Annotated in this window: 12 protein-coding genes and 3 tRNA genes; 13 read left to right on the forward strand and 2 right to left on the reverse strand. The window is 34.0% G+C overall.

Annotated elements, in window-relative coordinates; all coding sequences use genetic code 11:
* Positions 1–223 precede the first annotated feature (223 nt).
* The 13 genes from KBP46_RS12890 (at position 224) to KBP46_RS12950 (ending at position 10,079) form a co-directional block, all read left to right on the forward strand.
* Positions 224–1,225, forward strand: a complete 1,002-nt coding sequence (locus KBP46_RS12890) for a hypothetical protein (protein ID WP_216443421.1) — start codon at positions 224–226, stop codon at positions 1,223–1,225.
* A gap of 177 nt (positions 1,226–1,402) precedes the next feature.
* Complete coding sequence (locus tag KBP46_RS12895) at positions 1,403–1,921, forward strand: T6SS effector amidase Tae4 family protein (protein ID WP_216443422.1); 519 nt, start codon at positions 1,403–1,405, stop codon at positions 1,919–1,921.
* Positions 1,922–2,165: 244 nt separating this feature from the next.
* Positions 2,166–2,411, forward strand: a complete 246-nt coding sequence (locus KBP46_RS12900; protein WP_216443423.1) for a hypothetical protein — start codon at positions 2,166–2,168, stop codon at positions 2,409–2,411.
* A gap of 199 nt (positions 2,412–2,610) precedes the next feature.
* On the forward strand, positions 2,611–3,156 hold the full coding sequence (locus KBP46_RS12905) for a hypothetical protein (RefSeq protein WP_216443424.1): 546 nt from the start codon (positions 2,611–2,613) through the stop codon (positions 3,154–3,156).
* Positions 3,132–3,626, forward strand: a complete 495-nt coding sequence (locus KBP46_RS12910; protein WP_216443425.1) for a hypothetical protein — start codon at positions 3,132–3,134, stop codon at positions 3,624–3,626. The genes KBP46_RS12905 and KBP46_RS12910 overlap by 25 nt, the downstream gene beginning before the upstream one ends.
* Before the next feature lie 857 nt (positions 3,627–4,483).
* Positions 4,484–6,535: a DNA/RNA non-specific endonuclease gene (locus KBP46_RS12915; protein ID WP_216443426.1), complete on the forward strand. Its 2,052-nt coding sequence runs from the start codon at positions 4,484–4,486 to the stop codon at positions 6,533–6,535.
* Between the two features lie 447 nt (positions 6,536–6,982).
* Positions 6,983–7,303 carry a hypothetical protein gene (locus tag KBP46_RS12920; protein ID WP_034694584.1) on the forward strand — a complete coding sequence of 107 codons (321 nt, stop codon included), beginning with the start codon at positions 6,983–6,985 and terminating at the stop codon, positions 7,301–7,303.
* A 66-nt stretch (positions 7,304–7,369) separates the two neighbouring features.
* Positions 7,370–7,624 (forward strand): 30S ribosomal protein S20, encoded by a 255-nt coding sequence (gene rpsT, locus KBP46_RS12925; RefSeq protein ID WP_002983073.1) that lies wholly within the window; start codon positions 7,370–7,372, stop codon positions 7,622–7,624.
* 10 nt (positions 7,625–7,634) lie between these two features.
* Positions 7,635–7,706: transfer RNA gene (locus KBP46_RS12930), tRNA-Glu, on the forward strand.
* An 82-nt stretch (positions 7,707–7,788) separates the two neighbouring features.
* Positions 7,789–7,860: transfer RNA gene (locus KBP46_RS12935), tRNA-Glu, on the forward strand.
* A gap of 63 nt (positions 7,861–7,923) precedes the next feature.
* A tRNA-Glu gene (locus tag KBP46_RS12940) sits at positions 7,924–7,995 on the forward strand.
* Between the two features lie 297 nt (positions 7,996–8,292).
* Entirely contained in the window at positions 8,293–9,066 is a 774-nt protein-coding gene (locus KBP46_RS12945) for a T9SS type A sorting domain-containing protein (RefSeq protein ID WP_216443427.1), read from the forward strand.
* 224 nt (positions 9,067–9,290) lie between these two features.
* A complete protein-coding gene (locus KBP46_RS12950; protein ID WP_082798770.1) occupies positions 9,291–10,079 on the forward strand; it encodes a T9SS type A sorting domain-containing protein in 789 nt (262 codons plus the stop codon).
* Positions 10,080–10,244: 165 nt separating this feature from the next.
* On the opposite strand, the gene KBP46_RS12955 is transcribed toward KBP46_RS12950, so the two are convergent.
* Positions 10,245–12,503 (reverse strand): DUF5074 domain-containing protein, encoded by a 2,259-nt coding sequence (locus KBP46_RS12955; protein WP_062673509.1) that lies wholly within the window; start codon positions 12,501–12,503, stop codon positions 10,245–10,247.
* 28 nt (positions 12,504–12,531) lie between these two features.
* Positions 12,532–13,725 carry a hypothetical protein gene (locus KBP46_RS12960; RefSeq protein ID WP_062673507.1) on the reverse strand — a complete coding sequence of 398 codons (1,194 nt, stop codon included), beginning with the start codon at positions 13,723–13,725 and terminating at the stop codon, positions 12,532–12,534.
* Between the last annotated feature and the right edge of the window lie 10 nt (positions 13,726–13,735).

Consider the following 13,735-nt stretch of genomic DNA (forward strand, 5'->3'; position numbering starts at 1 on the left):
ATCCTTAACAGGTATTTTCTAAATAATGCGACAGGCTTTGTCGCTGGGTCATAATAGCTTTGCTTTATAAAACATAAGATTTAATAATGACAAGCTATGAAAATACGTGCCCCCCATCTATACTATAATTACCCCTCTCCGTAAAAACAGGGATATAAAATAGGGATTTTCCTATTTTCCAAAAGAAACAAAAAATATAAATTCACAAACTAAAAAACATATTATGATGAGAAAATTTAAATTCTTAATGCTACTGGCATTAACATTCTTTCTGTTTGGATGTAGAACAGAACTTTCTGATAATCTTGACTCCAATATTTCCCAATCTGATTACAGAAAAACAGTTAAACTTAAAGAAGCTTTAGCTTTCAAAAACTATCTTACTGAAACTAAAAGCAAGTCTTCACAAGCTTACAGTAAAAATGTAGATTTCTTTTCTGCCTTATCTGATGAAAGTACAGTAACTGTTATTGTACAGAATAATATCACCTCTTACAGTACCGTAATCAGACATTTAGACAAATCTTCAGATATTTTAGTGTATAGTATTGATAATGAAAATAAAAGCATTGGATTTACTGCAAAATACACTCCTGAAGACAGAACTAAGAACTATCAGATTGATAACTTTACGGGAACTGTAGAATTTACAGCAATGGATGGTGAACCAATGGGGATGAAAGAACTCTCTAACGGAACACCACTTCCTGATAAGGTAACCGCATCAAAGAATTCCATGAATAAAGCAGGTGATTGCTCCTTTAGCATCAGACTTATTGAGGTAGAATGCAATGGTGAACATCACAATCCGAGCCAAATAGCCCAATGTACAGCAAATCAAAAACCTTATTATGTTGTAGAAATTACAGAGGTTTGTCCAAGTGGAGGGCAGCCACCTAAGGGATTTCCAAATATGGGATTTTATGATGGTGGTGGTGACAGTGGTGGTAGCAGTACATCTAATGAAATGTCTATCCAGGACAGCTTTAATTATATGTTGAACGAAGCTGGATTTCCAGAACTATCTGCGGAAGAATATACTTATATCCAAAACAATCAGTATATTGGTGGGCAGTTACTTTCTTATTTCTATAATAATTTAAATCAGAATAATACACAATTGTTACATTGGGGTATTAGCTATTTTAATAGTTTGGGAAATTTAGGAACAAACACAAATACTATATGGAAAGAATTTGAATCAAAGCTAAATTTTGCTCAGTAATTTTTTGCAAATAATCCCAACACTTCTTGGGAACAGTTTGAAAATTGGTTTTTAGGGACTTCTGAAGGAAAAGCTGATGAATATTACGATACAGCATATTGGGACAATCCCACCCTCACCTTTCCCCCTCAGTCATTACTTAGTTGGCAAAACTATTATAATGCATTTCCTAAAGATGTGAATGGAAAAGGACTTTCAGGACCTGCTATATATGAAATTGTCAAGGGCACTCCAAAAGCATTGAGAGATGACGTTTTAAATGATTCAAACCCCAATAATGACCATGATTACGATAATGCATGTGTTTTAAGAGTTTCAATAGCATTAAATTATTCAGGGGTTAAAATTCCTAATATACCCAACCATACATTTAAAGGAGGAGATGGAAAATATTATTTTTTAAGTGCAAAGAAATTGAATGCATGGATGAGAAAAACTTTTGGAACCAATCCAGCAACTTCTACTACTCCATATAATTCAAATCACATTCATATAACAGGAAACCAAGCGGGAGTAAATGGTGTTAATCTGCCAGCTATATTAAAGGATAAAAAAGGAATTTATTCTTTAGTTTCTAGTAATTCTGCATGGGCCTCGGGACATGGTGATATATTACAACCTAATGGTACCTGTATTAATGGATGTCATTTTTTTGATGCCCCAATAGATTACATAGATGTTTGGATATTACAATAAATATTTATAAATTAATGACGAAATATAAATTTATGCCTAAAATAAAATTTATCATACCTATCATTTCCTTTTTATTAATTTATTCATGTTCAATAAATGAAAGACCACAATTCAGATATCGAAGTGATAGAAAACAAAAAACAATGAAAAGGAATTTTATACCAAAAGATTTAGAGATGCTGTCTTTTATAAATGTTTACAACATGGATATGGGGAGGATACTAATTTTAAAATAGGAAAATTAATGGCAGATAAAGATTTATTTACTCCTTCTGATGAGCCATTTATTATTGAAGATAGAATACAAGATAGCCTAGCAAAGAAAATAATATCTAATCTTCCTCCTGTATATATACTTAATGAAAATGAGAATGAAATAAAGGGTAAAAATTTCATTATTTCTACTTGTTTAAGTTTTTATGAGAGTAAAGAACTCAATAAAATAACTCAAAAATATTATAAAATAAAGTTAAAAGAAGAAAGGAATTAGAATATTAAAGAATGCTTTAATTGTAGCTATTACATCTAAAAATTAGAAACAAGCTCAAACAAGCCTGTTTTTTTATTGTCTTTGATTGGTTTTTCATTATATACATTATTGAATAATCGATCATTTATACTACCCTTCATCTGTATATTAGTCTAACAAAGCAATTGATAAGATTAGAATAGAAGCGGTTGCTCCATTAGTGAACTTTAATGAAGATACTATGGGATGGGGTGACCTGTTTAACATCTGGCTTTTTGAACTTACTCCAAATCATTATACAAACAACACTATAAATTTTACAGGAGTGTCTAATATTGTAAATGGAAATAATATTTATAATCCAATAACAAATGCTGTTAAGAACTTCCCTAGAGGGAATGGGAATAAAGTACTTAACATTTCTTCCTATCTAGCAAATGGTTTACCACAAGGAGGAATCAAATCAGGTTATTTCACATACGATGTAAATGCTTTTTACTCTACTCTCTCTAATGCAAATCTAGGAATTGAAATGTTGGGTTCTTTTCCGATTACTGCATATATTTTATCCAAAACAACTAAAGGTGCTGTGGTAAAATTTACAATTAATAATGATTTAGGTTGGGAATCTGGAACAAGATTTATTAAAGGACAACCAGGAAAAGGTAATGAAGGAGTTATTCCTAATAAACCAGTGGGGAGTGGCCTTCACTTTGGTGGTACAATAACAAATGTTTTTACATGGACAGAGACTATAAATTTTTAAAATTCCTATTCATAGGTGTAGCTATTTGTACACTAATGAATTGTTTTGGTAATAAAGAAAAAGAAGAGGAAGAAAACCCTTTAGATTTACCAGATTACAATCCAACGCTAAATGAAGCAATTGGGAAATATTATTTTATCCCAATTAAAGACGATTTTAGAGATGATTATAAATATTTTAATCTGAATAAAGGAGACACATTATTTTTAGAAATCAAGAAAGATTCAACTTACTTATTTAATAAGTTTTATTTCAATCAGGGAGAGCATACTGATAATCTGAATGGAAAATTAACCATTAATAAAGATCAAATTGCTCTTTCTCCTAATTTGGATGTTAATAATGCTACTATCTATTTATTAGGATTCAAAAAATCGAAAAAGACAGGACTGTACTATTATTATGGTATCAATAGTCCAACAGATCGAACGGAATTTGAATATTACATTATGTATAAAAAAATGGAATAGCATCATAAATCAACAAATCAAAAATCCGCACAATTAAAGAAGCCGTCTCACAATTCGTGAAAACGGCTTTTTTATGAATTTATCCTGTAGTACTATACGAGAAAGGTATTCAACCACATTGTTTGCGATTATTATTTTCTATATTTTATAAAACATCTTACAGACATGGAGACTTAAAAAGTATTTTAATAAAAGAAACATTAAATAACAGCTACATTTAAATATATGGAAAAACTCCCTATATCTTTTGAAGAAAATCAGTCTACTAAATTAAAAAAACTAAAACAACATTATTTGTCGGAAAATTTCACATTAAGATCATTTATACCTCTTTGCGGCTCTAAAAACATTTCCTTTACATTCTGTCCTGAAATTCATCAGCATCAATTTCTTTAGTATTAATAATACACGCAAACTCCTAAACCTTAACAATATCAGTTAAAAAAATATCATAGGTTCAGGGATTTTTTATTCCAAAATTCAACGGAATCTCCACCAATTTTAAAAGGACTCTTGTACCCACTTTGTACAGGGCGAATTCCATAATCTTTCTTCATCTCTTTCAAAGATTCTTTAGGGTAATAGTTTCATTTTTTTTCAATATCCACAAAAGCAAACTTTGATGGCCCCATATTACATTTCTCATTTCAAAAACCATTTTGAGCAAATAAAACTCAATCTCAAAATCACGAAAAAGGGTAATTGAAATGATTCTGATTATAACTGAAATTTGTACTCATGCATAATCTAAGTATTGTACAAACTGAACACCGTTGTAAAAAATTGAGCATCAAATTAAAGTATAGGAGTAGAGAATTGACATTCATATATACAGTCGTAAAAACTAATTAAAACATATGAAACTATCCAATCTAAAATTCATAGCAGAGACTGAAAAAAGATTTTCAAAATTGAGTCTTCCTCATGCTAAAGCAGCAATTGAATCACCAACATGGTTAAGTGAGAAAGTTATTATTAACGAAAGATTAGATCATCTTGTTTCAAATCGCTTTGAACCTTTCAATCTTGCAAGGGAAAGAATCTTGAAGAAAAATGATTTAATGAGTATAAATTATTTACAATTGGGTTTTTTAGCATCAAATCCTGTATGCAGAATTCACATAAAGAATATAAGTGGTGATAACATAGGTTTTGGAACTGGTTTTTTAATATCTCCCAATCTCTTGCTCACAAACAATCATGTATTTGCCAACGAGCACGATGCTCAAAATAGTCTGGCTGAATTCAATTTTCAATACGACCAGTTTGGCGAGCCTACAGTAAGCCAGATATTCACTTTTAATGTGAGTAAATTCTTTTATACAAATGAAAGATTAGACTTTACAATTGTCTATGTAAATCCCGATTCTAAAAGCAAGATTAAACCGCTCTATCATTTTGGATTTTTAAAGCTTAGTGAAGACCCGAATAAAGCACTCGTTTCAGAATACGTGTCAATTATACAACATCCTTCAGGACAATATAAACAGATTGCTATTAGGGAAAACCAGTTAATTGCTAAAACAGAAGACTTTATAACCTATTTTACAGACACGGCACCGGGCTCTTCCGGCGCACCTGTTTATAATGATCAGTGGCAGGTTGTTGCACTGCATCATAGCGGAGTCCCCCGAAAGGACGAGCAAGGTAATTATTTATGTAAGGACGGAACCGTATTTCAAGAAAACATGGATGAGAATCTTATAGACTGGATTGCCAATGAAGGCGTCAGAATTAGTTCTATTCTGCAAAATATTAAAAGCAACATAAACAGTATACGGGCAAAATTCCCCAATAATCTGGTTGAAGAAATATTCAATAATTCAAATTCAAATTCTGATGTACAGATCTCAACAGAACAAAATCTCCATCAACCTCTATCTGACAATAAAAAATTAAATGAAATGAACAACAAAATTACATTTAACGTACCAGTTGAAATTACTATAGGTATAGGCCTTACAGACAACTTGGCTTTACAAAATACAACAGACAGTATTCCCACTAACCAGGATACTAAGGAGCAATCTTTCTTCATAGAAAAAGCAAAAAATCCAAATTACAAGGGTCGAAACGGATATGACGCAAACTTTGTAAGCTCAGATAATTTCAAAATTGACATCGAGGACTTACTAAAATCTCAAGGTAAAAATTTAGCACCATTATTAAACCCTACAGAGACCAATAAAAGTCTTCTGCATTATTTTAATTTTTCGATAGCCATCCATAAGAGCCGAAAGCTATGTATGATGACAGCAGTCAATATCGATGGGAATAGACTTGATCCTATAAAAAGAGAAAATACAAAATGGATAATTGATCCAAGAATGGACGAGAAATATCAAACAGGTCCAGCCGTGTATGCAGATAATGATCTGGATCGCGGACATATGGTTAGGAGATTGGATCCTGTTTGGGGGCCAAATGCAGCTGCTGCAAATGATGATACTTTTCATTTTTCAAATTCTACTCCGCAACATAAAGACCTGAACCAAAAGACCTGGTTAAGTCTTGAAAACTATATATTGGATAGTGCAGGACGGGAAGATATTAAAGTTTCTGTTTTTACAGGTCCTGTATTTAGTGAAGATGACATTCCATACAGAGGTGTTTTGCTGCCATTACAATTTTGGAAAGTGGCCGTGATGATAAAAGCAGATGGAACACCTTCCGTAAGTGGTTATATGTTAAAACAGCCAGATAACATTGAAGATTTTAGGAATAAAGAAGGAATCAGAGAAGATGGTTTTGGGCAATTTAAGACTTATCAGGTTCCATTACAAAAAATTGCAGATCTTACGGGTATTGCTTTTAATGATTACAATGAATTTGATCCTTTAAACAGAGTTGATCTGCGCGAGACTCTACAAATTATTGAAATTACAGGGAAAGATGATATAAAATTATAAATTCCCTTTAATGGCTTAAAAATGCTACTTTTAATGTGAAAATTTTGAACATCAAACTTTTTTGGAGAACAATAAAGAAGGACAATTAATAGCCCTTCTTTATTATTTAAAATAAATTTCAGGGTATTGATTTTCAACACCAAGCCATCGTTCAGAAATATTTATAATCATTAATAGCGATGAAAAACTTTTCAAATTTTGATACTTATATTCATGAAGGAACACCAAAATTTCAGAACACTGAAAGTCTGATAATTACTGTCATTATCCTGAAAAGACCGGGACTTTTATTTGAAAAAAGCATTCCATTTATGTTATATGTCACAAAAGCATTATATTTGCAAAAAATTTATCCATAGTTGGTTCTACCAATATGGTAACACTGATGAAAAATATTATTGATAAATCATTGTTTGTAGTTTTCTACAGACTATCAAATTTTATATCATGCCGGATTTAAAAATACAAGAAGCGAAATTGCTTTTTAAGAAAATCCACTCTAACCCAAAAAGTTATGATTTACAAATCAATGAAGGCGGGATTACAGGCAGAGATGATAAAATCAGTTTCAGACTTTACAGGACTGGAGAAAGGGTTGCTTTTGAAGTAACAATTGACGAACTTACTTTCACCAATACCACTGGAGAATGGAATAATGCACTGATCATGCTGGGAAATACGATCAAAAAAATAGAGAAAGAACAAGAAAATTTAAAAATAGAACAAGCAATAAATAAACTGAGAAAGTACCTATCAGAAGAAAATTAAAATTTTTAAAAATAAATTTGGTAGTTTAAAAAAAAGTTTATAGTTTTGCACTCACATTTAAACGATATGGCAAATCATAAATCAGCACTAAAGAGAATCAGACAAAACGAAACTAGAAGACTTCGTAACAGATATTACCACAAGACTGCTAGAACAGCTTTAAAAGCTTTAAGAAATGAAGAGAACAAAGCTGCTGCTACAGAACAATTGCCAAAAGTTATCGCTTTATTGGATAAATTAGCTAAGAAAAACATTATCCACAAAAACAAAGCAGCTAACTTGAAAAGCAAATTAACAAAGCACGTTAATAAATTAGCGTAACAATATAGCTGGCCCGTTCGTCTATCGGTTAGGACCTCAGATTTTCATTCTGGTAAGAGGGGTTCGATTCCCCTACGGGCTACTTACATCTTATAAGACCACTGTAATAACGGTGGTTTTATAAAGATCGACTTAGAAAAAGCTATATTTAAATAAATCTAACCGGCCCGTTCGTCTATCGGTTAGGACCTCAGATTTTCATTCTGGTAAGAGGGGTTCGATTCCCCTACGGGCTACAATAAGAGTTGATACTTATAAAAACAAAAGCTAACACATTACTTCAGTAATGGAAGATAGAAGGCCCGTTCGTCTATCGGTTAGGACCTCAGATTTTCATTCTGGTAAGAGGGGTTCGATTCCCCTACGGGCTACAAAAGGACTTTTTCGAAAGTCCTTTTTTCGTTTCTATATACATTACTATTTCAGCAATTTCTTCCCAAAAGAATCAACAGGTTTAAGCTTTCTATAGTTATTACACCTACTCTATCGAGCGAAAACGTTTTTTTCAGTCAACATATCTCACCGACAAAACTTCTTATGTCATTCATCACAGCCAGTGAAGTCATATTAAATTTTATTAAAAATATCACCAATAATGGAAATATTATTTCATACTTCTTTATTAATCCTTAAATTTGAATAAAACTATTCATTCTAAAATATATAACATGAAATTCAATTTATTTTCGGGAAGTTCTTCTTCTTTAAAAGCCGGATTGATGGCTTTATTTTTATTTTCTGCCAGCGCCATGTCATTGGCACAAAACAGAATTTATGCCCATGCACAAAGCTCAGGGGTATTCGGTGTAGCCTGCCTTGGATGTCGTATAGATAATCCGCTTAATGCAGTAGGAGACAATGAAGACGACTATTCAACAATGGTATTGGGCACAGTACTATTGGGAGGAATCCATCAAACGTTGATTTTCCCAGATCTGAGATCAGATACTAGGCTGGTAGTAGGAATCGGAACAGATAATATCCCATTATCAGTACAGTTATTAAGCGGAGTAACGCTTGAAACCATGAATGGAGGCACTTCTAATGACGACCGAAGAACAATTGATGTAAGTCTTCTTAAACTGGGTGCAACTCCTAACAGAGGTACGGTAGAATTCAAACCTACAAAACCTTATGATGGGATAAGAATCGGATTAACAGGTGGCGTTCTCAGCCTTGGTGGTGGTTTCAGAATCTATTACGCTTACCAGGATCCCTTAATGAACATTATGGCTCATAGTCAAAACGGCCAGATTATTCTTGGCGGGAATGTTCCTCTAGATGGTTCGGAAATTACTTTGTTCAACACTTCGGGAAAAGAAGTATTCCGTTCCACATTGAGATCAAATACATTTGAGTCAAAACAACCGGAGGGTGTTTATATTATGAATATACAAACCAAAGAAGGGAAAACGTATTCCAGAAAAATTTTAATCAAATAATATTCAGTAAGCGATACAAGAAATACGGTAGACTTTTAAAGCTGCCGTATTTTTTTAATTCATTCTCAGACAAATACAACCTGTAATTAGTAAATAAAATTAAATCCATAATTACAAATATCAATAAATTATTAACAAATCACATAATTATGAAATAAAATAATCAACATAATCATTTTATTTATAAATTTACAAAAAAGCTAAAACCCAAAATTTTTCTACATATGAAAACTTATTTATTATTTGGCCAACGCACAATGAAAGCTGCAATCCTGGCATCATTCCTATTTTTAACAAGCGCAATGTCTTCTGCACAAATTGTAAAAACTTATGCAAGCAGCCAAACCAATCAGGTTCTTGGAGTATGCCTGGGTTGTGGTGTATTAAATCCTCAAAATGCTGTAGGAAGCAACGAGAATGACTACTCTACTTTACAGGTTTCAGTGGGTCTTCTTGCAAGAACAGAACAGACATTGATTTTCCCTACAACCAATATTGCGAACAATACCAATAAACTTGTTCTTGCGATAGGTTCAAATGGAACTCCTCTATCTGCACAGCTATTGGGCGGGGTATCTATTGAAACATTTAATGGAGATGTTTCCAATAATGATTACACAAGTCTTGCTACAAAACTGATCAATCTTGGAGCGGGCGATCCTAGCAAAGGTGAAATTGAGATGACCATGAACATTCCTTTTGACCGTATCAAAATTAATGTTAACTCAGGATTATTGAATATTGGTGGAGAGCTTAGAGTATACTATGCTTACCAATACAAAGATCCTTTCATCAATTTCATGGCTCATAGCAAGGATGGACAATTTACTTTGGATAAAAATGTTTCTGCTGAAGGTTCAGAGGTTACTCTTACCAATACTTCAGGAAAAGAAGTATTCCGTTCTAAACTGACATCCAATTCTTTTGAAACCAAACAACCACAGGGAGTATATATTATGAAACTTCAGACAAAAGAAGGAAAAACATACTCTAAAAAAGTGATTATCAAATAAAAAAGATACATAAGAGAACGAACCCGGCAAGCTTTCCAAGCTTGCCGGGTTTTTATATCCCATTAATGAACCTATCCCATATAAAATCATACTGAAGGACAAATAAAAACCTCTGATCAACATTGACCAGAGGTTTATTTAACAAGATTACGATCTAAACTCTTATTAGTTTTTAATTAATTTTTGCTGATAAACGGCTTTATCCGTCGTAGCTTTTAAAATATAAATACCTTTTGGAAGTGCGCTTACATTGATCTGTCCGTTGTTCAACTGAGCATTAACAATTCTTCCTGATGCATCATAAATAGAAACATTTTGGATTTTCTCCTTGGTTTTAATAGTAAGAATATCAGTAACCGGATTTGGATAAATACCAAATTCAAGTTTCTTCACCTCAGCGGTTGCCAAAGTGGAAGCTGTGCTGTTTACTGTAAGTGTTTTTTCCACAAGCTTACCATTTGAGTTAAAACTGATCACAATGTCAGATGTGCCTGAAACAAGCGGCGTCAAAACCAGCTCATCATTATCATTAATTACAGCAGAAACTGTTGTAGGATTGCTGTTTGATTTGATTGACTTTACTACTGACACAGCCAAATTATCAGCATCAGAAACGATTGCTTTCAGATCAATTGTTGTTGTGTTTCCGGCAGTAACCTGTGAAGGGAAAACACTACTAACAACAGGAACTGAATTGTTGGTAAATACCGTCAATGAAGGGAACCAATAATAGTCATTAAGTGTTTTTGTATTGATAAGCGAACCGGTCATATCATACGTATGAATCCAGTTTTTCTGGTAGTGTGCACCATATCCGCTTTCTGTGGTATTCAGAACCAATTCTCCGGTAACAGGGTTTACACGAAGAGCTGCTCCGTACGGAATTTGTTTAAACTGACCTGTTTGTCCAGGAATGGCAGCAAAATTTTCATTAAATGTTTTCGTAGTTACATCGAATCTTACGATCTGTGTTCCTGAGCTCCAGCTGCTTATTGAATTGATCCAGTATAAAGCATTCTCTTTATTACTTGCTGTGAATCTTCCGGCATTCCATGCGCCCCAGTCTCCGATATACTTTGTAGTTGGGATATTGTAAGCTTGTGTTGCAAAAGTGGTAGGATTGATGCTGATCAGCTTCTGATCCTGAATTCCCCATACGCTTCCGTCTTTAGCCTGAGTAACTGAATAGAAACCTCCGGCAACAGTACTCACAATCGTATCAGTATTAGGATTAATCACTAAAATTCCTACTCCTTGCTTCACAGCAAAAACATATTGTGAAGTACGGATCATATTTCCGATCTGCCCGTTTCCACCTGTACCGGTAATTAGAGAACCTACCTGTAAATTATCAATATTAAAAGTAACAATTCCAGTGGAAGTTCCGATATATCCTTTATGTTCATTTACTCCGACAAATGATCTACCATCACCACCTCCGATATTATTGAAACCGGCAAGTTTCTGCATGGTCTGCGCATTGGCTACGACCAATCTACCTCCAGGAGTATATTGAGTATCTCCTCCATCAGCAGCTTGTTTTGAAACGAAATAGAATTTATCACCATAGATCGTTCCGTATTGTGTAGTTGCACCGAAAGCCTGATTATTGTTTGCATTACTGTAGACACGGTAATTAATCTGGCCGTTATTATCAATGAAGTTTACGGAACCGTTGGTGTGTCCGTACCATTCTTCATTTACCATGAAATATCCATTGGTAAAGTTATTGGAAGCAACATACGGAGAAACAGGAGTAATAGTGGAAGAAACCGGAGTTTGATTAAATCCTACGTTGAAATTCCAGACATCCCAGGAACCGTTTTCCAATACACGTGAAGAAGCTCCAACACTGGAATACCCGAAATCAGCATCTGCAGGATTCTTTACCCAATATGACCAATACCCGTTAACCGTCCATCCGGACTGCCAGTGATCATTAGCCGCATCTACAATCGTGTAGCTGTCAAAATCATAAGCAGTTGTATTCACAAAACCATTTACCGGATATAAAGGATAAGTGGTATTTCCGCTTTTGATCAGTGCATTAGTTCCCTGACCGTTCAGATCAAATCCAATTCCTCCAACTGCTGATCCAAACTGTGTTCCCTGATACAACAAAGTGTATAATCTATGATCTGCTTTAGCAATAGCTTTCAGCATATCTTCTCCAGTAGCATTCCCGTTCCATTTGAATCCCCAAACCATGGCATCAGGATTCTTACTGTCATTCCACTGTACTACAAAAGCAGCCTGATTGGTTCCTGATCCTACCCAATACTGAATATCAGAAAAACTAATGGTAGTGGTATTAAGCTTGCTGATCCCTGAAATATCATTTCTGGGTACACCCTGAACTTTTATCTGTGCATTCGATACGCATGCGAACAGAAAAAGCATCATAAAAAGATAAAACTTTTTCATTTTTTATTAATTTAAATAGATTGTATTATTATTTGAAATGTAAATCGTAAGCTCCTGCCACTTCTGTAGAAACTTCTCCCAGCCATCCTGCTTCCTGATTAACTCCCGTATATATTTTCATAAAGTCTACTCCCGGAAGTTTCACGTATTTCCCACTTCTGTCTACCGCCCAGGAAATATCGATATTGGAGGCTTCATCATTATTCGGAGCATTGTCTGCATATCCGAACTCATATGATTTTCCTACCCAATAGGATCCGTCCCCGTTCTGATCGTAGAAATTATTTGCCAGTCTTGTTCCAGAAAACCCGTAAGAACTTTCGGTAAACCATAAAGGATAATAGCTTTGCGCATGGAACGTATTTTTTGTTTTAAAGCCCTGATTCCCCAGATTGTCACTCCATTTTATATATTCCACGTCGGTCTGCCAGAATTCAGTTCCGGGTACAGGTATTTTATTTTCGTTAGGTTTATGATAGGTTATGCTGTAGTCTTTCACTGTAGCATTTTTGAAATATTCACTGCCAGCAATTTCGTACCATTCATCATTATCAGGCTTCCCATTTTTATTTCTGTCGTAGGCCACCATAATAATTCCCGGTTCACAAGATCCTGAACGTTGATCCGCAGCATCATTTCCAAAGAATGCATTTCCCAGTACTTTAAAATCACGTCCATTCAGATTGGGAATCGTATGATCAAAACCAAACACTACATATCCGCCATAGCCACCAAGACTGATCATGGTGGAATTACCTCCTACCAACGATTCGTTGGCTTTCTGAAGCATATTCGCGGTAGTATTTCCTGGTAGATATTCCGGAATTTCGTTCATGAACTGCCCTACGGCAGGACGGAACTCCAATACTTTAGAAATATATTTACTGTAAGGTGTTTTTTCTTTGGTAACGATTATTTTAGAATGAAAAACCTGCTCGTTTCCTTTATTGTTAATCTTCAAAGTCAAAGGATAAGCATCTGCAGTAGGACTGATGAATTCAAGTTCTGAATTCTGAGAGATAATAGAGTCATTAATACTCCATGTAACCGATCCTGAAGCATTGGTAGGAATACTCAAAACCTTTAAACGTTCAATGGTATAGGAATCATCAAGTCCATTAAATGTAAATTCATTTTCATCATCATGTTTACAGGCTATCACTCCTACAAGGAAGCAGGATAGAAATCCGATTTTCAAATAAGTAAAGCTATTTCTGTTCATTTTTTAAAGT

Source organism: Chryseobacterium sp. PCH239, assembly GCF_018924625.1.
Classification (GTDB): domain Bacteria; phylum Bacteroidota; class Bacteroidia; order Flavobacteriales; family Weeksellaceae; genus Chryseobacterium; species Chryseobacterium cucumeris.